The organism is Streptomyces sp. NPDC047049, from assembly GCF_040643995.1.
Lineage (GTDB): Bacteria > Actinomycetota > Actinomycetes > Streptomycetales > Streptomycetaceae > Streptomyces > Streptomyces mooreae.
In genome coordinates this window covers 1-19977 of the sequence record NZ_JBEYVM010000004.1, presented here as the reverse complement: position 1 = coordinate 19977, position 19977 = coordinate 1, and the positions used below count along the sequence as shown (strand labels likewise).

Annotated in this window: 22 protein-coding genes; 6 read left to right on the top strand and 16 right to left on the bottom strand. The window is 71.1% G+C overall.

From position 1 onward, the window contains the following. Positions 1 to 24: 24 nt before the first annotated feature. The 9 genes from ABZ851_RS11505 to ABZ851_RS11465 form a co-directional block, all read right to left on the bottom strand. Positions 25 to 309: an acylphosphatase gene (locus ABZ851_RS11505; protein ID WP_361125022.1), complete on the bottom strand. Its 285-nt coding sequence runs from the start codon at positions 307 to 309 to the stop codon at positions 25 to 27. A gap of 62 nt (positions 310 to 371) precedes the next feature. Next, complete coding sequence (locus ABZ851_RS11500) at positions 372 to 1145, bottom strand: DUF72 domain-containing protein (protein WP_361125020.1); 774 nt, start codon at positions 1143 to 1145, stop codon at positions 372 to 374. Between the two features lie 81 nt (positions 1146 to 1226). Next, positions 1227 to 2651, bottom strand: a complete 1425-nt coding sequence (locus tag ABZ851_RS11495) for a mannosyltransferase family protein (protein WP_361125018.1) — start codon at positions 2649 to 2651, stop codon at positions 1227 to 1229. A gap of 75 nt (positions 2652 to 2726) precedes the next feature. After that, positions 2727 to 3167 (bottom strand): hypothetical protein, encoded by a 441-nt coding sequence (locus tag ABZ851_RS11490; protein WP_361125016.1) that lies wholly within the window; start codon positions 3165 to 3167, stop codon positions 2727 to 2729. Then, the gene (locus ABZ851_RS11485) at positions 3160 to 3657 is read right to left on the bottom strand and encodes a SigE family RNA polymerase sigma factor (protein WP_336049112.1); all 498 of its coding nucleotides are present in this window, start codon (positions 3655 to 3657) and stop codon (positions 3160 to 3162) included. The genes ABZ851_RS11490 and ABZ851_RS11485 overlap by 8 nt, the downstream gene beginning before the upstream one ends. A 161-nt stretch (positions 3658 to 3818) precedes the next feature. After that, positions 3819 to 4976 (bottom strand): XdhC/CoxI family protein, encoded by a 1158-nt coding sequence (locus ABZ851_RS11480; protein WP_361125014.1) that lies wholly within the window; start codon positions 4974 to 4976, stop codon positions 3819 to 3821. Between the two features lie 219 nt (positions 4977 to 5195). After that, positions 5196 to 7343, bottom strand: coding sequence for a xanthine dehydrogenase family protein molybdopterin-binding subunit (locus tag ABZ851_RS11475; RefSeq protein WP_361125012.1), 2148 nt, complete (start codon positions 7341 to 7343; stop codon positions 5196 to 5198). Then, positions 7340 to 8332: a xanthine dehydrogenase family protein subunit M gene (locus tag ABZ851_RS11470; RefSeq protein ID WP_361125010.1), complete on the bottom strand. Its 993-nt coding sequence runs from the start codon at positions 8330 to 8332 to the stop codon at positions 7340 to 7342. Before ABZ851_RS11470 ends, ABZ851_RS11475 begins: the two co-directional genes overlap by 4 nt. After that, positions 8329 to 8967 (bottom strand): 2Fe-2S iron-sulfur cluster-binding protein, encoded by a 639-nt coding sequence (locus tag ABZ851_RS11465; RefSeq protein ID WP_361125008.1) that lies wholly within the window; start codon positions 8965 to 8967, stop codon positions 8329 to 8331. The genes ABZ851_RS11470 and ABZ851_RS11465 overlap by 4 nt, the downstream gene beginning before the upstream one ends. A gap of 370 nt (positions 8968 to 9337) precedes the next feature. Between ABZ851_RS11465 and ABZ851_RS11460 the strand changes: the two genes are divergently transcribed. The 3 genes from ABZ851_RS11460 (at position 9338) to ABZ851_RS11450 (ending at position 12139) form a co-directional block, all read left to right on the top strand. After that, a complete protein-coding gene (locus tag ABZ851_RS11460) occupies positions 9338 to 9916 on the top strand; it encodes a TetR/AcrR family transcriptional regulator (RefSeq protein ID WP_361125006.1) in 579 nt (192 codons plus the stop codon). Beyond that, entirely contained in the window at positions 9913 to 10059 is a 147-nt protein-coding gene (locus ABZ851_RS11455) for a hypothetical protein (RefSeq protein ID WP_361125004.1), read from the top strand. The genes ABZ851_RS11460 and ABZ851_RS11455 overlap by 4 nt, the downstream gene beginning before the upstream one ends. 340 nt (positions 10060 to 10399) lie before the next feature. Beyond that, on the top strand, positions 10400 to 12139 hold the full coding sequence (locus ABZ851_RS11450) for a PKD domain-containing protein (protein WP_361125002.1): 1740 nt from the start codon (positions 10400 to 10402) through the stop codon (positions 12137 to 12139). 130 nt (positions 12140 to 12269) lie between these two features. Here the strand turns inward: ABZ851_RS11450 and ABZ851_RS11445 are convergent, their stop codons facing one another. The 4 genes from ABZ851_RS11445 to ABZ851_RS11430 form a co-directional block, all read right to left on the bottom strand. Then, on the bottom strand, positions 12270 to 12773 hold the full coding sequence (locus tag ABZ851_RS11445) for a hypothetical protein (RefSeq protein WP_361125000.1): 504 nt from the start codon (positions 12771 to 12773) through the stop codon (positions 12270 to 12272). 282 nt (positions 12774 to 13055) lie between these two features. Then, on the bottom strand, positions 13056 to 13478 hold the full coding sequence (locus tag ABZ851_RS11440) for a hypothetical protein (RefSeq protein WP_361124998.1): 423 nt from the start codon (positions 13476 to 13478) through the stop codon (positions 13056 to 13058). A 210-nt stretch (positions 13479 to 13688) separates the two neighbouring features. Next, positions 13689 to 14918, bottom strand: a complete 1230-nt coding sequence (locus tag ABZ851_RS11435; protein ID WP_361124996.1) for a 4-hydroxybenzoate 3-monooxygenase — start codon at positions 14916 to 14918, stop codon at positions 13689 to 13691. A 221-nt stretch (positions 14919 to 15139) separates the two neighbouring features. Further along, a complete protein-coding gene (locus ABZ851_RS11430) occupies positions 15140 to 15883 on the bottom strand; it encodes an AraC family transcriptional regulator (RefSeq protein WP_361124994.1) in 744 nt (247 codons plus the stop codon). A 128-nt stretch (positions 15884 to 16011) separates the two neighbouring features. Here ABZ851_RS11430 and ABZ851_RS11425 point away from each other — a divergent pair, with 128 nt between their 5' ends. Beyond that, entirely contained in the window at positions 16012 to 16656 is a 645-nt protein-coding gene (locus ABZ851_RS11425; RefSeq protein WP_361124992.1) for a hypothetical protein, read from the top strand. Positions 16657 to 16828: 172 nt separating this feature from the next. Here ABZ851_RS11425 and ABZ851_RS11420 read toward each other — a convergent pair whose 3' ends face one another. From ABZ851_RS11420 to ABZ851_RS11410, 3 genes are read right to left on the bottom strand one after another with little or no spacing between them, the layout of a single operon-like run. Then, positions 16829 to 17122 (bottom strand): hypothetical protein, encoded by a 294-nt coding sequence (locus ABZ851_RS11420; RefSeq protein WP_361124990.1) that lies wholly within the window; start codon positions 17120 to 17122, stop codon positions 16829 to 16831. Next, a complete protein-coding gene (locus ABZ851_RS11415; RefSeq protein WP_361124988.1) occupies positions 17119 to 17952 on the bottom strand; it encodes a ParA family protein in 834 nt (277 codons plus the stop codon). Before ABZ851_RS11415 ends, ABZ851_RS11420 begins: the two co-directional genes overlap by 4 nt. Beyond that, complete coding sequence (locus tag ABZ851_RS11410; protein WP_361124986.1) at positions 17949 to 18410, bottom strand: MarR family transcriptional regulator; 462 nt, start codon at positions 18408 to 18410, stop codon at positions 17949 to 17951. Before ABZ851_RS11410 ends, ABZ851_RS11415 begins: the two co-directional genes overlap by 4 nt. A gap of 79 nt (positions 18411 to 18489) precedes the next feature. Between ABZ851_RS11410 and ABZ851_RS11405 the strand changes: the two genes are divergently transcribed. Then, entirely contained in the window at positions 18490 to 18861 is a 372-nt protein-coding gene (locus ABZ851_RS11405) for a VOC family protein (RefSeq protein WP_361124984.1), read from the top strand. 3 nt (positions 18862 to 18864) lie between these two features. Then, positions 18865 to 19881 carry a DNA-3-methyladenine glycosylase 2 family protein gene (locus ABZ851_RS11400; protein ID WP_361124982.1) on the top strand — a complete coding sequence of 339 codons (1017 nt, stop codon included), beginning with the start codon at positions 18865 to 18867 and terminating at the stop codon, positions 19879 to 19881. The last annotated feature ends 96 nt before the right edge of the window (positions 19882 to 19977 follow it).

Sequence of the window (19977 nt, the reverse complement as noted above, 5' to 3'; positions counted from 1 at the left end):
ACGGCCGCGGTGCGGTCACGCTCACTAGAACCCGCCGTGCGTCGGCCGGACCTCGAAGCCCGTGAGCCCCTGCGGCTCTTCCTCATGGACGGACGCGGTGTTGACGGTCGCCATGGGAGGCCCCTCGTGCGCCCAGTCCACCAGTTTCCGTACGTGCTCGGACTCCCCCTCGAACACGGCCTCCACCGTCCCGTCGGACAGGTTGCGTACCCAGCCGGCCACACCGTGCTCGTCGGCCAGGCGCCGGCAGGTGTCGCGGAAGAACACCCCTTGTACGTCTCCGGAGACCACCACCCGTCTGCGGATCATCCGTGCCTCACCTCGTTCGCTCGCCCCGGCGGTACGAGCGCAGATATATCCCGCCCCCGCGGTCAGCGGGCGGAGCCACGCCCGGACGGCGTACGGCTCACGGAGCGTCCGGTGGCCGACACGGCGCGGGCGAAGTGGCCGGCGTCGAGGACGGCGGCCCCGCCCGTGTCGTTGTTGAAGTAGGTGTGGACGTCGGCCCGCTCCGGCCAGGTGTCGGCGATCCGTCGTGCCCAGGTGGTGAGCGCCTGCCTGCCGTAACGCGGCCCGGGTTTCGCACGGCCCCCGTGGAAGCGCAGATACCCCCAGTCGGCGGTACGCCAGAGGGGTGTCACGGGCCGCGAGCCCCGGTCCGCCCAGCACAGCGCGGCACCGCGGCACTCCAGGACGGCGCGGATCTGTGGGGTCCACCACGAGGTGTGGCGGGGCTCGACCGCCACGCGGGTACCGGCCGGGAAACAGCCCAGGCAGGCATCGAGCAGCCCGGCGTCCGCGGGCAGCGTGGGCGGCAGTTGGAGCAGGACGGGCCCGAGCCGGGGGCCCAGGGCGGCGGCGCGCGACATCAGCCGCCCGACCGGTTCCTGCGGATCCCGCAGCCGCTTGATGTGCGTCAGGTAGCGGCTCGCCTTGACGGCCATCACGAACCCGTCGGGGGTGCGGTCCCGCCAGGTGGCGAAGGTCTTCTCCTCGGGCAGCCGGTAGAAGGCGGCATTGCTTTCGACGGTGGCGAACTGCCGCGCGTACTCCTCGAGCCAGAGCCGCTGCGGCTGGTCGTGCGGGTAGAGGACGCCGCGCCAGTCCTTGTACTGCCAGCCGGACGTCCCGATGAGGACGGTCATGACCGGATCCCTGCCCGGTCCGGGCCGGCGGTTATCCACCGGGCAGTGGCTGTCAGCCGGGGCTCGTCCGACCAGGTGGCGTCACCCGGCCCACCGCCCGGACAGGAAGGTGAGGGCGAAGACCGTCATCAGCGGCGCCGCGAGGCAGAGGTACACGGTTTTCACCCGCGGATCGCGCAGGCTCCATCCGGCCAGGAGGACCCACAGCGGCCACCACAGGAGGGTGGCGCGGGGTATGGAGGTGTACCAGTACGAGGTGCCCAGGGCCCACAGGCTGAGGCCGACGTAGACGGCCTCCGGCCAGCGGCGCCGCCGGACCAGCACCCCGGCGAGCACCAGGCCGACGACCATGGCGAGGAGTTCGGCCTGGGACATCAGGGCGTACCCGGTGGGCAGTGACTCGGCGAAGGCGGCATGCCAGGTGTTCCGCCAGGCTTCCCAGGGGGCGTGGAAGTCGCGGTACCAGCCGCGTTCTTCGGCGTGCTTCCAGGCCATCCAGTCGCCGGTGTGCATCCGGAGATAGGCGCTGTAGACGAGGGGCGGCAGTGCGGGGAGCGCCAGCCACGGCAGTGCGCGCCACTGGCGGCGGGTGCGGACGGTGACGGCGAAGTGGACTGCGAGGGCGGCGGCGAGGAAGAGGCCGCTGACCCGGACGGCGGTGGCCAGCGCTGCCAGGGCGGCAGCGGCGGGCCAGTTCTGCCGCTGGGCGGCGAGCCAGGCCGGCAGCGCGAGCGCGAGGAAGAGCGCTTCGGTGTACCCCGCCGCCAGGAATATCGCGCACGGTGAGAGCAGCAGGAAGAGGACGGCCCGGCGCCCGGCGCGCTCGTCGGGCAGGTGCAGCCGGGCGATCCGGGCGAGCGCCAGGACGGCGACGGCGCCGGCGACGAAGGAGATCAGCAGGCCCGCGGTGGCCCAGTCCGGGATGACGGTGTGCACGGCCCGCAGGAGGAGGGGGAAGCCGGGGAAGAAGGCCTCCCTGTTGTCCCAGCCGTTCCTCCACGGCCCGGCCTCACCGGGGAAGTAGCCCTCGCTGGCGATGTGCAGGAAGTGCCCCCAGTCCCAGCGCTGCCACGTCTCGAGGAAGGCGGCGGCGTGATGGGTCGCACGGTCGTCGGGGAACAGCCACCCGGTGCAGTAGGCGGTGGTCCAGATTCCGACCCGGGTCAGCAGATACAGCCACAGCACCTCACGGTCGGCGGGGCCGGGGACGTAGCGTCGTCGGCGGGATTCCGGCCCCGGCCGGCGGGTCGGACGCGGGCGGGTCGGACGCCAGCGGGTCGGACGCGGGCGGGTCGGACGCGGGCGGGTCGGCGGCGAGTGACCGGCCGGGCCGGTGTCGCCTGCGGTGTCGCCGCCCGGGGGTGCCGTGCCACCCGGGAGCGTCGTACCGCCCCCGATCGTCGTGCCGGCGGTGCGCGCCGGCGCCGAGGGGGCCCGAGGCCCGGCAACGGGGCTGGTGGCGAGCGGCGGATGCGTCCGGCGCAGACGGGGCGACGAAGCGGGCATGACGGGAGCTCCTGCTGTGGTGCGGGCGTGCGGGACCGCCCGGCGGCCGGACCGCCGGGTCAGGGTGCGGAGGGGTCAGCGCGGGGGCGCGGTGAACGGAGGGGACGTGCGGTGCGTGGCGGTGGCGGACGCCCCCAGGGCTCCCTGGCCGGTCCGGGGCGGCTCGGTGGTGGGCGGTGTGCCCGGTGTGGTCCGGCCGGGCACGGGAGTACTGGTCGCCGACGACGTGCTGCGGGGCGGCGTCGGCGCGGGTTTCGGGGTGGCATTCGGCCGGGAGGGAGACGGGGTGACGGCCGGAACCCCGGTACTCGGGCTGCCGGGCAGCAGTGCGACGGCGGCCGCACCGGTACCGGCGAAGACCAGGCAGGCACCGGCGGCGAGCGCGGCGATCCGACGGCGGCGCAGCCGCTCCCCGCGCCGGGCGACGAGCTCGACCGGTGCACAACGCGCACGGGACTGCCCGGTGGAGGCCGCTTCCTGGAACAACGACCGCAGCAGGTCATGGGGTTCAGGCACCGGGTGCCTCCTCAATACGCGGGTCCTGCAGACGAAGGGAGAGTGCCGTCCGGCCCCTGACCAGATGGGTCTTGACGGTGCTGGCGGACAGCCCGGTCTCGACGGCGATCTGCTCCACGGTCAGGTCGCACACGTAGTGCAGCGTCATGGTCCGCCGCTGATTGGCGGGCAGCTGCCGCAGCGCCGCCACCAAGGCCACCGATTCGGGCCCGGGGCCCTCGACATGCGGCGGGGCGCCGCTGCGCTGCCAGGCATCCGCGGCACGGCGCCGTACACGCCACCGGCTCACCGCCAGGCGCCACGCGACCGTACGGATCCAGGCCTCGGGCTGACCGTTCCGGTCGAGCTGACGCCGCCGGCTCCAGCCCCTGGCGAACGCCTCCTGCACCACGTCCTGCGCCTCGTGCTGATCGCCGAGCATCACGTACAGCTGCCCGGTCAGCCGGGCGACCGTCTGCGCGTAAAACTCTTCGAACTCCTCGACGGTCAACAGCCACTCCCCGGTTCTTTTCGGTCTCCCCCCGCATACGCCTGGCGCGCGGCATCCGGTCGACACAGAACGCAAAGTTCCGGGGTGACGGTCATCACAGACCGTGGCTCACGGGCATCCGGCACCGCCGGCCACCGGCCCGGCCCGGCCCGGCCCCGGAGTCATGCGACCACCCGCGCCCCGGCCACCCCGCTTCCCGCTTTCCCCTCGTCCTGGTGAATCGGTGTCCGGGAGCCGGTCAGCGGGGCACCCGTGCCGCCGTGGCGTGCCGCGACGATCTCGGCGGCGATGGACAGCGCGGTCTCCTCGGGGGTGCGGGCGCCGAGGTCGAGGCCGATCGGGGAACGGAGGCGGGCCAGTTCGGGGGCGGTGACGCCGGCTTCGCGGAGTCTGCGGTTGCGGTCCTCATGCGTACGGCGTGAGCCCATGGCGCCGACGAAGGCGACCGGCAGCCGCAGGGCCTCCCGCAGCAGGGGGATGTCGAATTTGGCGTCGTGGGTGAGCACGCACAGGACCGTGCGGCCGTCGGTCTCGGTGCGCTGGAGGTAACGGTGCGGCCAGTCGAGCACGATGTCATCGGCCTCCGGGAAGCGGGCCCGGGTGGTGAAGACGGGGCGGGCGTCGCACACGGTGACGTGGTAGCCGAGGAACTTGCCCGTACGGACCAGGGCCGCGGCGAAGTCGATGGCGCCGAAGACAATCATGCGGGGCGGCGGCACGCTCGACTCGACGAAAAGCGTCAGGTCGGCCGCGCAGCGCGATCCGTCCTCCGAGACCGCGAACGTACCGGTGCGGCCCGTGTCCAGCATGGCGCGGCTCTCCGCCACCGCCGCACGGTCCAGCTCCGGAGGCCCGTCGAGTCCCCCTTCACAGGAGCCGTCGGGGCGTATGAGCAGTGCTCTGCCCAGCAGTTCGGCCGGTCCCCGGGCCACACGGGCGACCGCCGCCGGCTCCCCCCGGGCGGCGGCCGCCAGCGCCGCGGCGAACACCTTCCTGCCCGGTGTGTCCGCCCGTACGGGTGTGACCAGGACCTCGATCGCCCCGCCGCAGGTCAGGCCTACCGCGAAGGCATCCTCGGCGCTGTAGCCGAACTCCTCCAGGACCGTCCCGCCGTCCTGGAGTGCCTGGGCGCACAGGTCGTACACCGCTGCTTCCACACACCCGCCGGAGACCGATCCGATGGCCACGCCCCGGCTGTCGACGGCGAGGGCAGCGCCCGGGCTGCGCGGCGCGCTGCCGGCGACGGCCACGACGGTGGCCACGGCGAAGTCCCGGCCCTCCGCCATCCATCGGTTCAACTCGTCGGCGATGTCCAGCATCTCGGTTCTCCTCGTGGTGTGCAGGTCATGGTGTGCAGGCCCTGCACGAAAGCCCGTTCGTCGCGAGGCGGACGTCATCGAGCCCGGACGCCCGCGTGCGACGGGACCGAGCCCGGACTCCCGGGCAGGCGGGAGCCGAACCGGGACGCGCGTGCAGGACCGCAACCGAACCCGGACGCCCGTGCAGGACCGGAGCCGAGCCCGGACGTCCCTGTGGGCTCAGCCGGCTCCGTTGTTCCCGATCCCGGCTCCCGTCAGCAGGACACGGTCCGGACGGATCGGCAGGTTCCGGTGACGTACACCGGTCGCGTGCCAGACCGCGTTGGCGATGGCCGCTGCGGCTCCCACGATCCCGATCTCGCCGATGCCCTTGATCCCGACCGGGTCGTCTTCGTCCGGGTCGTCCACCCAGTCCGCTTCGATGAGCGGTACATCGGCGTGCGCGGCGAAGTGGTAGCCCGCGAGGTCGGCACCGACATGGCCGCCCGACGCCTGGTCCCTGACCGCCTCCTCGTGCAGCGCCATGGAAAGGCCCCAGGTCATACCGCCGATGAACTGGCTGCGCGCGGTCAGCGGATTGATGATCCGGCCCGCGGCGAAGATGCCGAGCATCCGTCGTACGCGTACCTCACCGCTGGTGACGTCCACCGCGACTTCGGCGAACTGCGCACCGTAGGAGTGCCGTTCCTTCTTCGCCAGCGCGCCGATGGCCTCGCCGGTGTCCGCCCGCGCCGTGATGCCCTGCGGCGGGATCGCCCCGCCCAGGGCCAGTTGTTCCTTCAGCTCGCGCACCGCGATCGTGATGGCCCAGCCCCACGAGCGGGTGCCCATCGATCCGCCGGCGACCATCGCGGGGCCGAAGTCGCTGTCCGCGATCTTTATACGGATGCGTGCCGGTTCCACCCCCAGCGCGTCCGCGGCGATCAGGGCCAGCGCGGTCCGGGCGCCGGTCCCGACGTCCGCCGCGGTGATCCGTACGGTGAACGTGCCGTCCGCCTCGGCCGTCACGGCCGCCGTGGACGGGGCAGCCGCTGAGGGGAAGGTGGACGCAGCCGTGCCGGTGCCCAGCAGCCAGCGTCCTTCGCGACGGGTGCCGGGGCGCGGGTCCCGGTCCGACCAGCCGAAGCGTGCGGCGCCCTCCTGGAAGCAGGCCAGCAGATTACGGCTGCTGAACGGCAGACCGGAGAGGGGTCCCACCTCCGGTTCATTGCGTGTCCGCAGCGCGATCGGGTCGATACCGCACTTCTCGGCGAGCTCGTCGAGCGCGGACTCCAGGGCGAACGAGCCCGGGGCCTTGCCCGGCGCACGCATCCAGCTCGGTGTCGGCACATCGAGCGGGACGACACGGTCGACGGTGTGGTGCGCGTCCGCGTCGTACAGCACCCGTCCGAACTGCGCGCTCCGCTCGACGAATTCATGGACGGTCGAGGTGAGGCACTGCGCCTGGTGATCGAAGGCGCGCAGCCGTCCGTCGGCATCGGCGCCGAGTCTGACCCGCTGCACCGTGGGGCTTCGGTAGCCGATGACGGAGAACATCTGCCGTCGGGTCAGTACGACCCGGACGGGGCGGTGGAGAACGGTTGCCGCCATGGCGGCGAGCACGACATGCGGACGGGTCGCCTTCGCCCCGAAGGCGCCGCCGACGTGCTCGGACCGCACCCGCACCGAGGCCGGGTCGAGCGAGAACAGCTTCGCCAGCTCCTCCGAGACGAACCTGCTGCCCTGGTTGGAGTCGACGACTTCGAGCCGGCCGCTGTCCCAGCGCGCCATCGCCGCATGCGGCTCCAGCGGGCTGTGGTGCTCTTCCGGGGTGGTGTATTCCGCGTCCACGACCACAAAGGACGCGGCAAGCTCGGCCGCCAGGTCCCCCTTCTGCGCCTCCGTCGGCGTACCGGGGGAACCATCCGGTGTGCGCACCCCCGGGCGTCCGGGGAAGAAGGCGATGTCGTGCGGCTCCTGGTCGTAGTGGACCACCAGGGTTTCGGCGGCTTCCCTGGCCTGCTCGGAGGTTTCGGCAACGACGAGCGCGACCGGCCAGCCGGCGTGCGGCACACGGTCGTGCTGGAAGACCTGAAGGATCGGCTCGGCCGTCCCGAAGCCATTGGAGTAGTCACCGTTGAGCCGCGGGGCGTTGCCGTGGTGCAGGACGGCGAGAACACCGGGCATGGCGAGTACGGGGCCGGACTCCACGGAGCGGATGCGGCCGCGGGCGATGGTGGACAACACCAGCCAGCCGTGGGCGAGTTCGGCGAAGGGGATCTCGCCCGCGTAGCGCGCCGCCCCGGTGACCTTGTCCCGGCCCTCCAGGCGGGTGTGGGCGGTGCCGGAGGCCGGCGTCACCGCGACGCTTTCCGTCGTCGTGGTCATCGGGCGGCCTCCTCGGTGAGTTCGGACAGCACGGCCACGACGAGGTTGCGCATCAGGGTCACCTTGTATCCGTTGTGGGGCAGCGTCCGGGCGGCTGACAGTTCGGCATCCGCGGCGGCGGCGAAGGCGTCGGCGCTCGCCGGTCCCCCGGTCAGCACCCGCTCGGCTTCCCGGGCCCGCCACGGCCGGGACGCCACCGCCCCGAAGGCGAGCCGGACCTCGTGGACGACTCCCTCCCGGACATCGAGGGCGGCGGCGATCGAGCCGATGGCGAACGCGTACGACGCGCGCTCCCGGACCTTCCGGTAGCGGGACACCGCGGCAACGGGGGCCGGCGGCAGGGTGATGCCGGTGATCAGCGCACCGGGCGGCAGCGCCGTCTCCAGATGCGGGGTCGCGCCCACCGGACGATAGAAGTCCGCCAGCGGCAGCTCCGCCGGTCCGTCCGCCGTTTCGTACCGGACGACGGCATCGAAGGCGGTGAGGGCCACCCCCATGTCCGACGGGTGGATGGCCACACAGTGCGCGGAGGCGCCCAGGATCGCGTGGTTGTGGTGTTCGCCCTCGATGGCGGGGCAGCCGCTGCCGGGGTCCCGCTTGTTGCACGGCTTGGTCGCATCGGTGAAGTAGCCACAGCGGGTGCGCTGGAGCAGATTCCCGCCGACCGTGGCCATATTGCGCAACTGCCCCGAGGCACCGGACAGGACGGCCTGCGCCAACGCCGGGTAGCGGCGCCGCACTTCGGGATGGGCCGCGAGCTCGCTGTTGGTGACGGTCGCGCCGATGTGCAGACCGCCGCCGGCCCCCGCCTCGATCCGGTCGAGGGGGAGCTCCCGTACGTCGATGAGCAGCGCGGGCCGCTCCACCCCGGCCTTCATCAGGTCGACGAGATTGGTGCCCCCACCGAGCGCGCGCGCCTCGGGATCGGAGCCGAGCAGGGCGACCGCACCGGGGACGTCGAACACGCGCTGGTAGCCGAACTCCCTCATGCCGTCACCTCCGCGTCGCCCGCGTTGCCCGCGCCGTCCGCTTCGCCCGTGCCGGCAGCCGCGGCGGGGCCGCCTTCCTGCCGCGGCCCGGGTGGGGCGGACGCCGCACCGGCCCGCGCCGCCTGCGCGACCGCCTGCACGATCGACACATAGGCGCCGCAGCGGCACAGGTTGCCGCTCATCCGCTCCCGGATCTCATCGGCGGTGAGCGGCGGCACCCCCGCCTCGGGCCGTACGTCCGCGCTCACGGCGCTCGGCCAGCCCGCCGCATGCTCCTCGATCACCGCGATCGCGGAGCAGATCTGACCCGGTGTGCAGTAGCCGCACTGGTAGCCGTCCAGGTCGAGGAACGCCTGCTGCACCGGATGCAGCCGCTCGCCCTCCGCCACGCCCTCGATGGTGGTGATCACGCGCCCCTCGGCGGCCACCGCGAGCTGCAGGCACGCGACGGCCCGGCGTCCGTCGAGCAGCACCGTACAAGCGCCGCACTGGCCGTGGTCACAGCCCTTTTTGGTACCTGTCAGATCGAGGTGCTCGCGCAGTGCGTCGAGGAGAGTGGTGCGGTGGTCGACGGGCAGCGTGTGTTTCTCGCCGTTGATGTTCAGGGTGATGGCGCTGGACGTCGATAGGGCCATGGTCAGCCTTCTTTCGCGTATGGGAGGCGCGGTGGGCGTCGGGGCGTGGGCCCCGAGGCCGACGCGGCCGGCCCGGAGGCCGAGCGGTCCCTGTCCCTCGGGAGCCGGAGTGCCGGACGACGGAGGATCCCGGGGACAGTTCGGAAGACGGTGGAGGAGGAGGCGGCAGGGTGCGGGCGGCGCCGGCTCGGAGCGCCGGCGGCGTAGGCGCTGGACGGTAGGCAGGTCACAGTGGTCACCGGTCGCCCACACCGGCCGTATCTGCCGCTATGGTGGACCTAAGCGGACAACTGTCCATTACCTTCGTAACGTACCGGACAACTGTCCGGTTAGCAAGCCCGGCCATCGCTGATTTCCGGAAGGAGGACGCGTGCAGCAGAAAAAAGACGCGCCCCTGCGCTCGGACGCGCAACGGAATCGCGAACGCATCCTGGAAGTCGCGCTGGAGGAGCTGACCCGGTCGGCCGATGCCCCGCTGAGTTCCATCGCGAAGAAGGCCTGCGTCGGACAGGGGACCTTCTACCGCCACTTCCCCAGCCGCGAGTCACTGGTCCTGGAGGTCTACCGCTACGAAGTCCAGCAGGTCGCCGACACCGCGGCCCAGTTGCTGGAGACCCGCACCCCCGACCAGGCCCTGCGGGAGTGGATGGACCGCCTCGCCCAGTACGCCATGGCCAAGGCCGGCCTGGCCGACGCGATGCGCCGGGCCACCAGCGAGCAGAACGCCCTGGCCGGCCTGGGCCACGGCCCCGTCACCTCGGCCGTCACCCTCCTGCTGCAGGCGAACGAGGAGGCCGGAACCATCCGACCGGGCGTGACCCCCGACGACTTCGTACTCGCCATCGCCGGCCTCTGGCAGCTCGACCCCCACGGCGACTGGCAGTCGCGCGCCGGACGACTCCTGGACCTGGTCATGGACGGACTGCGGGCCGGCGCTCCCGGCGCGTGACCCACCCGCACCCGCCCGCCGCGAGCCGCACCGCCGCCCAGGCCACCCACCCCGACGCGACTGCCGCCCGCGACGTCACCGCCAAGAAACCCCTTACCGCCGATACCGCATCGCACACCTCGGCCGTAACTGCCGGTAAGTGATCACTTTCACTCAGCAGCCGGCCCGTCCACAGCCCATACCGGTCTCCCGACTGCCATCATCCCTACCGGTGCGGGGGCAGCGGATACCCGCGCCGACCAAAATGGCAGCAATGGCAGGGGAGTTGGCGTGACATCAGCGTGGTGGCGGTGGGTTGTCCCCAAACAGGCGGGCACCAGGGCGAGTTCCGTTCCCAGCAGGCCGGGGGCAGTCCGTCGCCCGCTCAGGGCAAGACGTTTCGTAGCGAGCCAATCCGCCGTGAGGCAATCCGCCGCGAGCCAATCCGCCGCGAGGCAATCCGCGACGAGGCGCTTAGCGACGAAGCACCTCGTCGCGAGGCGCTTGGCGTCAAGGCGTCTCACCACAGCCACTGCGGTCGCCGTACTTCTCGGCCAGCTCCTCGGCGGGCTGCCCGCCGCGGCGCAGACCAGCGCCCTGCCGGGATCGGCGTTCCCCCTCGTCCTCGACGTGGACCTGACGCCGAATCCGGTGTGCAGCGGAGCCGTCCACGGCCGGGTGCAGGTCTACGACCCCGCCGCGGCCAAGACCGGCGCCACCGTGGAATGGCGCGTGCGCGCCGGTGAGAAGCAGCTGGCCGGCGGACGCCTCGCCATGACTGCCCCGGTCGGCACAGCAGAGTTCAGCGTCCCCTTCGACCGGGTGCCCGCGGCCGAGACCGCTCTACAGGTCGACGCCCGCCTCGCCGCCTCGTCCGGGAGCCCTGCCCCCGGACACTACGGAAAGGTCTGGCGGGACACGGTGCGCCGGGGGTGCGATCCGGTGCGGGTGGCATCCGTCGGTGACTCCGTGGTCTGGGGGCAGGGTCTGGACCACGACCAGAAGTTCCCCTATCTGACGGGTCAGTTGCTCGGCCGGGAGACCGGCCGGGGCCATCAGAACATGGACTACTCGATCTCCGGCGCGGTGCTCGACGCGCCCGACCTGCCCGTGGGCAACGACGACGCGGCCTGCCTGCGCACCACGGAGAAGCAGGACCCGGACGGCGACGGGGAGATGGAGTTCGGCGAGGTCACCCGGCAAACGCCGGACGTGTTCTGTCAATTGGAAAAGGCGGGGGCACAGGCACGGGCGGGCGGCTACGGTCTCGATCTGGTCGTGATCAACGGGTGCATCAACGACCTCGATCCCTTCTTCGGCCTCGGGGCCGGGATCACCCCCGGCTCTGAGAGGGTGCCCGAGGCGGTGAAGCGCGAGTGCTCCGGCATCGGCGCGGCACCGGAGAACCCGGCCAAGGACGTCCCCTACTTCAGCGGCGCGAAGGTCGGATACGGCGGACGCGGGATGCAGGCGGCGATCGAGAAGGCCCATTCCCTGCCGGGACGGCCGAAGGTGCTCGTGGCCGATTTCTACTACGCGCTGAGCCGCAGCAGTTCGCCGATCCCGGTGCGAACCTGCTCGGCTCCAGGAGTCGCCGGGGCCCGGCTGGCTTCCTGCAAGGGAGCCCTCGGCAGGGTGGCCGAGCGCTATGAGCAGTACACACAACTCGCCAATGCCGCCTACCGCCAAGCGGCGTCCGCGGCCAACGAGGCGTCCACGGACGGTCCGTACGCGGTTGCCGCCGACGGACTGTTCACCGTGGACAATGCCGTGCTCGCCCGGGACTCCAAGGTCTGGGGCACTCCGGTGAGCGACCCGGCGTTCCCACTGCGCACCCGGGCCTGCCCCGAGCTCAGCCCGACTCCGGCGCAGTGTCTGACCGCCGCCGTCGCGCACCCCGACATCGACGGCGCCCGGCAGTACGCCGACGCCTTTCTCCTCAACCCGCAGGTCCGCGAGTGGTTCCACCTCCGCCGGCAGGGCCCCCGGGCGCAACTGAATGTCCCGGAGAACGCCCCCGTCGGCAGTGAGGTCCGCATGTCGGCAACGGTGAACGGAAAACCGCCCGCCGCCGGGTACCACTACCACTGGTACTTCGGCGACGGTACCCAACAGGAGACGAACGAGGCGGCCGTCACCCATGCCTACGACCGTAAGGGACCGTGGCTGCCACGCCTCGTGATGACCGGTCACGACGGAAGGAAGTCCCTGGTCGAGGCCACCCGGGACCTCACCGCGGACTGACGGCTCCGTCCGGGGGCGGCTCGCAGAAACGGCCTGCGGGCCACGCGGACCGCCCCTCGCACGACCGCGCCGCGAGGCGCGAGCGTACGTGCCGATACGGGCAGTTCGCGTGGGGAAGCGCCCTGTCGTACTAGCCGCCGGCCGAGACGGCCGGGCATGTCCAGAACGTCACCGTCGGCCCGTAGGAGCCGTCCTCCTCGTCGCTCACCTCGACGGTGATCTCCCGGTCGGGGTAGCGCGCGGACACGACTCCCTGCCAGCACTCCCCCAACGCCAGCGCGAGTTGGGGCAGATCCTCTCCGAGCTGATCGTTATCCGTCAAGGGGGTATTGCTGAACATGTCCCACAACTCCACATGATTGACGACGAGTTCGATACGGCGTCCGTCGCCCTCCAGACGCGTGAACCAGTCGTCGACGATGTTCTGCCGGAAGTTTTCCTTGAGGAATACGCAGCCGCGGTAGTCGACCGTCTCGGGGCAGAACAGCCAAGCCGCGGCCAGGGCGAAACGCAGGCCGCCCTCGAAGTCGAGGTAGTTGTCCGGGGAGAGCTCTTCCTCCTTCCAGTCGGTCCGCCACCGCCGGAAAAACGCCGGCAGCTCACGCCCGGACCACGCGGGTTTGCTGCGGCTCACGGGATCTCCCAGGGAAACACGGCGCGCGCACCGTCCTCGATCGACGCCCGAAGACTTCACCGCCTTCGGATCGGCCTGTTGGCACACACCCTACGAGCAAGATCTTGCCCAGGTCGTGCACCATCGGCGACTCCGTGCGGCGACTCGTCCTCACCAGCTCTGCTGCGAGAAGCGACTCGGTGCGCGGCCGTGCGCAATAGCGTGGACGGTGGCCGTGGGCAGTAGTCGTGGGCAGTGCCGTGGGCAGTGTTCGTGCCGGCTGTCCACGGCCGCGCTGCCGGTTCAGCGAACGTGCACCGTCACCACGTCAGAGGCGTGCAAGCGCACGGGCTTCTGGTCGTGCGCGCTGGTCAGGCCGTACAGCACCGCACGGAACTTCAGGTCGCCGCGGCGCGCGGACGTGCCGTGCGCAGTGACCCGCGCGTCGCCGTCGGCCACGGGGCTGCAGGTCTCCTGGTGCCACCCTTCGCCGAAGCCGTTCTCCTCCAGGCACAGCTGATGCAGGAAGCCGGCGCTGTCATCGTCGCCGTGCGCCTTGACCGTGATGGTCTTGCCGACCTGCGCCGTGCGCGGCGCCGTGATGTCCACGTCGCCCTTCGCGAAGGCCGGCCCGGCGGTCAGCGCCACCGAGGCCAGGCCCAGCGCACCGATCACCGCCACACGGCCGCCCCGCGCCTTGATCCCGGTCTTCTTCGTCCTGGTCATGGACTTCCCCTCCCGCGGGCCCCCTACCAGGGCAGACCCGCCCTTCGCGAAGACGCCCGGTGCGCCTCGCCGCCCCTCCAGATGAGCCGGCCGCCCCACGCGTTGCTCCTGGCCCGGCATCGTTACAAATTTCCGGCATAGTTCGGTAACCGGTGCCTGATCCCAACAACAGGTGCCAAATGGCTTCTTGGAGGCGCCAAGGGCGGCCCGTCACCCTGACCGCACCGCTCCGGAATCGCATCGCGAGCAGCAAGACCGCAGCGGCTCCGGCTCCGGCTCCGGCTCCGGCTCCGGCTCCGGCTCCAGCAAGCTCTCCAGGTTCTTCCTGGCGATCTGCTTGCGGAACTCCCCCTCGTAGGAGGGATCACCGGAGTCGTGCATGACCTCGGTCGTCCAGACTGCGGACGCCTGCTGCCGCCATGTGTGGTCCAGGCAGGTGTCGGAGTAGCTGTCGAGCAGACTGGAATCGTGGTTCTCGACCTGGTGAATGAACGCGCGAGCGAGCACGTCGGCGTCGTGGAGGGCGAGACTCATCCCCTGTGCGCTCATGGGTGAGATGAGATGTGCCGCGTCCCCCAGAAGGTAGAGCGCGCCGTAGCTCATGGGGCTGAAGACCACTCCGCGGAGCGGCACGACCTGCTTGCTGGTGATCGGCCCCCTGGGGGTTAACGGCTCGCCGAAGCGAGCGTCCAGTTCGTTCCAGATTCGGTCGTCCGGCCATTGCTCGATGGTGTCGGTGAGCGGGCACTGCAGGTAGAGACGACTGGCGCTCGGGCCACGGGTGATCTGGGCGGCGAAGCCGCGGGAGTGCACTGCCAGCACGGCCGGAGGATCCGCGGGTACCTCGGTCATGACGGTCAGCCAGGCGTACCCGAACTCGTGGGTGGAGCAGCTGAGGATGTCATCGGGGATGGCCGACCGGCTGACACCACGGAAGCCGTCGCTGCCGGCGACGAAGTCACAGCTGACGGTCTTGGTCGAGCCGGCGGCGTCCCGGTAGCGCACCAGAGGGTTGACGGTGTCGATGTCGTGCAGGGAAACGTCTTCGACCCCGAAGCGCAGATCGCCACCGTCGCGGAGGAAGACCTTGATGAGGTTCTGGACGAGGATCTGCTGGGGGCAGAACACGCCGTCGACATCCTCGGAGTCGTCATCCCGTCTCCACCGCCGCATTTCCCCCTCGACCAGCAGCGGCACACCCGAATCGGAGTCACCGTGGCTGTGGCCCTCGACGGCCTCGGCCAGTCCCCACTCGTGCAGCCGGCGGACCCCGCCGGCGTCGAGAGCTCCGGCCCTCTGCCGTTTCTCCACGTAGCCACGACTGTGCCTTTCCAGAACGATGCAGGACTTCCCGTTCCGCAGAAGGAAGTTGCCGAGCGCGAGTCCGGCGACCCCGCCTCCCACGATGACGACGGTTGCATTCTTGCCGGTTCGGGTCATGTGCTCCGAGCTCCTTGCAGACGGCGAGGCCGGACGCGCCTGAGCGTGAGCGCCTGTGCCGCCGAGATGGTGTAGGTCGTACTGACCACCACTGTGAAACTCGACCACAGGGGCACCCAACCGGTAAAGGGACAGCCGATACCGCAAACCCGCCAACCTGGCCAGCCTGCCAACCCGCCACACTCCGATACACGCCGCGCGTCCGCCGGTGACTCCTGCCGCTACGGAAGCGCGGGGCTGGTGCGTAGATCTGCCTGGTAGCTGCCCGGGGTCTGGCCGACGACCGAGTGGAAGGCGTCGATGAAGCTGGAGGGGTTCGACCACCCGCAGGCCATCGCTGTGTCGGTGACCGACCTGCCGTTGGTGAGGTGGCCCAGGGCGTGGTGGATGCGAAGCGTGGTGCGCCACTGGTGGAAGCTCATGCCGAGTTCGGTGTGGAACAGGCGGCTCAGGGTGCGTTCGCTCGCTCCCGCGGCGCGTCCCAGCTCGGCCAGAGTCGCGGACCGCGCAGGATCGGCGTGCAGGAGGCCGGTGACGGTGCGCAGCCGGTCGTCGCTGGATTCGGGCAGGTGCAGCGATTGCTCGGGAGTGTCACAGAGCTCGTCGATGACCACGGCGAGCAGGCGTTTGTGGGCGCCGGGGCGGGCCTCCGGCCGCTCGCCGGTGAGCACCAGGACGGCCTCGCGCAGCAGTGGACCGACGGCGAACACGCTGGGGTGGTCCACCAGTTCGCCGCACAGATCAATCGGGATGGTCAGGAGGCGGGCGTCCGTACGGCCGTAGAAGCGATGGGAGTGGGCAAAACCGGGTGGCGTCCACGTCACGCGGTTGGCCGGGGCGACCCAGGTTCCGCGCTCGGTCGTGGTGGCCAGTGTCCCGGCGGCCGCGTGGACGAGCTGGCCCTGTTCATGGGTGTGGGGGTCGAGGTGGTAGCCGTGCGGCAGCCACCCGGCGCCGCTGGGCATGGGCTGTGGTTCCGAGGGCCCCGGAGGGGGCTGGCAGGATTTCAGCATCAACTGACAGTCTGCCGGTGGCGCGTCACCCTGGTTCAGCGGCCGACGCGGAGATGGCAGGGCCGGTTGATCCGGCGGGCATGCGTAGCGGACTCGCCTCGCACAGGTGGGAGCGGACCACCGCGCGCGAGTTCTGCGGACCGTTCGCGGGTTTCGTCACCGGCTGGTCGCACTGGGCCGCCTCCTGCATGGCAGAGGTCACGGCCGTCGGTCACTCCTTCGTCGTCCTCACCGCCGCGCTGTCCGCCTGCAACTCCGGCATCCACTCCGCCGGTCGCATGGTGCGCGGCCTCGCCCTCAACGGCGAGGCCCCCAGGGCCATGGCCGGCCTCAGCGACCGCCATCTCCCGCTGCCCGCGGTGGTGCTCTCCACCCTGGTCATGGGCGCCGGTATCGCCGTGAACGTCGTCTCCCCGGACAAGGCCTTCGTCTACATCACCTCGGTCAGCGCCTGCGCCGGGCTGTGGACCTGGTCCATGATTCTCATCTCTCACCTGCGCTACCGGTGCCGGGTGCGCGCTGGGCTGCTGCCCGCCGTCGGCTTCCGCATGCCCGGCGCCCCGGTCACCCACTGGACCGTGCTCGCCGCACTCGCCTTCGTGGTCGTGCTGATGACCGCCTCCCCCGAGACCCGGCCCGGACCGTATGTGTGGGCGGTGTGGTTCACCGCTCTCACCGTCGTCTACGGGTTGGTCATCAAGAGGGGTGTACAGCAACGGAGTTGAGCCAGGCAGCCGGCGTCGCTCCGCGCTCTCGTGCGCGTGACTGGACGCGGCTGTGCATGCCGCCGAAGGAGCCGTACGAGCCCGCCACCCTGGGACAGGCCGTTTTCGCCGGTTGAGCCCACGCCGGCCGGCCGCCGGCCCCAGGCAGGCCCCTCCCGTGCCGGCCGGCTGGTCAACGCCCCGAATCCGGTACCTTTCGCGGGGCGGACGGAGCCTGGTCTCCGGGCCGAGAGACCCAGCCGACGGTGGCGGCCAGAGTACGCAGGACGGTGGCGCCGGCGAACACCGCCGAGGAGACCGGCCGTCCCATCCATCGCGTCAGATCACCTCGCAGGTCGGGATCGACCTCGACGGTCACCCGGAGGTATCTGTTCTGCAGCGTGGTGACCGTGGTGGACCGAGGCGCCGGGACATCATCCTGCCCGCGCCGCAATGCCGCCCGGTAGCTCTCCTTGCGCCGGCTCATGCCTCATCCTGACGTTTGATCAGTTCCTCCGCGAAGTCCATGTACGCCGACCCCTTGGCCTGGACCGGATTCCCGAAAGACTGGGCGTACAGGTCGAGCCGCGCGATCTGGGTGCGCAGCACCTCGAAGCCTTGCTCGGTGAGTGCCTCGCGAGCGTCCGCATCGGGCCCGGTGCGCGTGGCATCGGGACGGTTGGTGCGATTGAGCAGCACCGCCGAACGGGCCGGCTCGGCACGCAGGGACTGCACGTCCGCCATCTCGCCCCGGATGGGGGCCATCCGGTCCAGTTCGATGGGGGCGGGGGTCACGGGCACGATCCACTCACCGGCGTACCTCATGATGCTGCGGGTGATGCGGGGATGGTCCTCCAGCTGGGGCGCATCGAGCACGACGGCCTGCCGGTCGCCGAGGAAGTCGTTCACGCGGCGGTGGACGTCCCCCACCGGCAGGGCGATCACCGGAAACGGAAAACCACCGGCCAGCTCGCTCCACCGCAGCGCGGAAGCGGCCGGGTCACCGTCGACCAGCAGCGGCGTCATACCCGACTCATGAAGCGCGTGGGCCAGCCAGACAGCACTCGTCGTCTTCCCGACACCGGGCTTGAGATTCACGAACGCACAACTCAAAGGCACGAGAACGGACAATAACGGGCGCGATCGTCCAGTTCCGGTCGGCACGAGGGCGTGGCCTCGTGGTTCACCCGCAAGCAGGGAGAAACGCCGGACACGGCACACCGAGGCCAGTCGCGACCCGGCAGGATCGGCGAGCAGCCGGCGAGCAGGTGCCCCCGGGCGGCCTGGCGGAGTGCACCGAGCCGGGAGCGGGGTCATTCCTCCAGTGCTGCCGCCATGCGGTCGAGGTCGGCGAGGAGCGCTGTCAGGCGCTGCGCCGGGATCGCTTCGACCATGCGCTGTTCGACGGCGTAGACGGCGGCCTGGACCGCGGCCAGGCGCGCGGTGCCTTCCTCGGTGAGGCGGGCGGGCCGGGCGCGGCCGTGGTCGGCGGTGGCGGGGCGGGTGATCAGCCCCGCTTCCTGCAGGCCCCGCAGAACGACGTTCCCGGATTGCCGGGTGACGAAGGTCGCGCGGGCGAGGTCGGCGTTGGACATGCCGGGATGCAGGGCCAGGAGTTCGAGGGTGGCGTACTGCGGCACGGTCAGGCCGTGCTCGCGCAAGACCTTGTCCATGGCCCCACGGAGGGCGGCCTGGGTGCGTTTGAGCAGGTAGCCCACGTGTTGAGTGACGTCTTTCGCGGGATGGGGCCGCTCGGCCGATGCATTCTCCAGCATGTCAGCATGCTGACATACGCGCTCCGGCCGCCTTAACCTCGGGCATGTCAAAGTCCTGACATTGACTCCAAGGAGACCCATGACTGCCACCATCGACGGCCCCGACTTCGTCGCTCTGCAGGTGCGCGACCTGAACGCGGCAGCGGACTTCTGCGAGCAGCACCTCGGCCTGCGCCGGGCCGCGGTCTCGCCACCCCACGCGGTCGTCTTCGACACCGAGCCGACCCCCTTCGCCGTCCGCGAGCTCCTGCCGGGCACCGACCTCGCCGACACCGCACGGCCCGGACTCGGCACGGTGCTCTGGTTCCGGACCTCCGACGCCCACCAGCTCCACGACCAGCTCACCGCCGCCGGGATCAAGATCCTCACCCCGCTCACGGACAGCCCCTTCGGGCCGGTGTTCTCCTTCGAGGGCCCCGAGGGCTACACCCTCACCGCGCACGGAGGCTGACCGTTGCCCGCCGTCACCCTCACCCCGGCCGGGCCCTTCTCGCTCGCCTCCGGTATCCGGTTCCTGGAGGGCTTCGCCCCCGCGAGCTACGACCGCCCGGCGGACGGAATCCTCCGCCTGGCCTTCCCCGCCGACGACGGCGTCTCGGTCGTCGCGGCCGGCGTCCGGCAGGAGGTGAGGGCAGACGGCGGCGCGGGAACGGTCCGGGCCGAATTCACCGTGCATCCCGGCACCCCGGACCCGGCGAAGACAGTGACCGCAGAGGCAGCGGCCGAAGGGGACGTGCGGGCCCAACTCGCCCGCATCCTCTCGCTCGACGTCGACGCCACCGGTTTTCCCGGCCTTGCCACGGACCCCGTGGTGGCCGGGCTCCTGGCGGACCACCCGGGGCTGCGCCCGGTGTGCTTCCACTCCCCCTACGAAGCCGCCGCCTGGGCCATCATCGGCAACCGCATCCGCATGACCCGGGCGGCCGCCATCAAGTCCCGCATCGCCCACCAGCACGGACACCGGGTCCACATCGCAGGCCAGACCCTGCACGCATTCCCCACCCCCGCGGCCCTGCGCACCCTCACCCACCTGCCCGGCCTCACCGACCTCAAGATGCAGCGGCTGCACGCGCTGGCCGAAGCAGCCCTCGAGGGGAAACTCGACGCACCCCACCTGCGCACCCTGCCCGTCGACCACGCCCTCGCCGAACTGCGCACCCTGCCCGGCATCGGCCCCTTCTCCGCCGAACTCATCCTCATCCGGGGAGCAGGACACCCCGACGTCTTCCCCCGCCACGAACCACGCGTCCACAAGGCCATCGCCACCGCATACGGACTCGGTGCCCCGACCACCGACGACGTCACCCCCTTGGCCGAGATCGCCGATCGGTGGAAGCCCTACCGCAGCTGGGTCGCCTTCCTGCTCCGCGTCCGCGCCCAGGACACGCTCTCGCCGGGCTCCGTGTGCTCCAGAGCCTTGCCCGACGAGCTGCCGCAACTGGCGCCCTCAGGGGGTGTCGTCTCCCCCTAGGTGTGCTGTCCCGGCACGTTGGTGACAGGCGACATGCGCCTTCGTGGTGCTTGAACGAGGTGAGGGCCTTCTGGCTCGGTGGGGATTGCGACATCT

Coding starts and splice junctions, on each gene's coding strand:
- ABZ851_RS11505 (WP_361125022.1), bottom strand. CDS start 309: ATGATCCGCAGACGGGTGGTGGTCTCCGGAGACGTACAAGGGGTGTTC.
- ABZ851_RS11500 (WP_361125020.1), bottom strand. CDS start 1,145: ATGACCGTCCTCATCGGGACGTCCGGCTGGCAGTACAAGGACTGGCGC.
- ABZ851_RS11495 (WP_361125018.1), bottom strand. CDS start 2,651: ATGCCCGCTTCGTCGCCCCGTCTGCGCCGGACGCATCCGCCGCTCGCC.
- ABZ851_RS11480 (WP_361125014.1), bottom strand. CDS start 4,976: ATGCTGGACATCGCCGACGAGTTGAACCGATGGATGGCGGAGGGCCGG.
- ABZ851_RS11475 (WP_361125012.1), bottom strand. CDS start 7,343: ATGACCACGACGACGGAAAGCGTCGCGGTGACGCCGGCCTCCGGCACC.
- ABZ851_RS11470 (WP_361125010.1), bottom strand. CDS start 8,332: ATGAGGGAGTTCGGCTACCAGCGCGTGTTCGACGTCCCCGGTGCGGTC.
- ABZ851_RS11465 (WP_361125008.1), bottom strand. CDS start 8,967: ATGGCCCTATCGACGTCCAGCGCCATCACCCTGAACATCAACGGCGAG.
- ABZ851_RS11440 (WP_361124998.1), bottom strand. CDS start 13,478: ATGACCAGGACGAAGAAGACCGGGATCAAGGCGCGGGGCGGCCGTGTG.
- ABZ851_RS11435 (WP_361124996.1), bottom strand. CDS start 14,918: ATGACCCGAACCGGCAAGAATGCAACCGTCGTCATCGTGGGAGGCGGG.
- ABZ851_RS11430 (WP_361124994.1), bottom strand. CDS start 15,883: ATGCCCAGCGGCGCCGGGTGGCTGCCGCACGGCTACCACCTCGACCCC.
- ABZ851_RS11425 (WP_361124992.1), top strand. CDS start 16,012: ATGCGTAGCGGACTCGCCTCGCACAGGTGGGAGCGGACCACCGCGCGC.
- ABZ851_RS11420 (WP_361124990.1), bottom strand. CDS start 17,122: ATGAGCCGGCGCAAGGAGAGCTACCGGGCGGCATTGCGGCGCGGGCAG.
- ABZ851_RS11415 (WP_361124988.1), bottom strand. CDS start 17,952: ATGACCCCGCTCCCGGCTCGGTGCACTCCGCCAGGCCGCCCGGGGGCA.
- ABZ851_RS11410 (WP_361124986.1), bottom strand. CDS start 18,410: ATGCTGGAGAATGCATCGGCCGAGCGGCCCCATCCCGCGAAAGACGTC.
- ABZ851_RS11405 (WP_361124984.1), top strand. CDS start 18,490: ATGACTGCCACCATCGACGGCCCCGACTTCGTCGCTCTGCAGGTGCGC.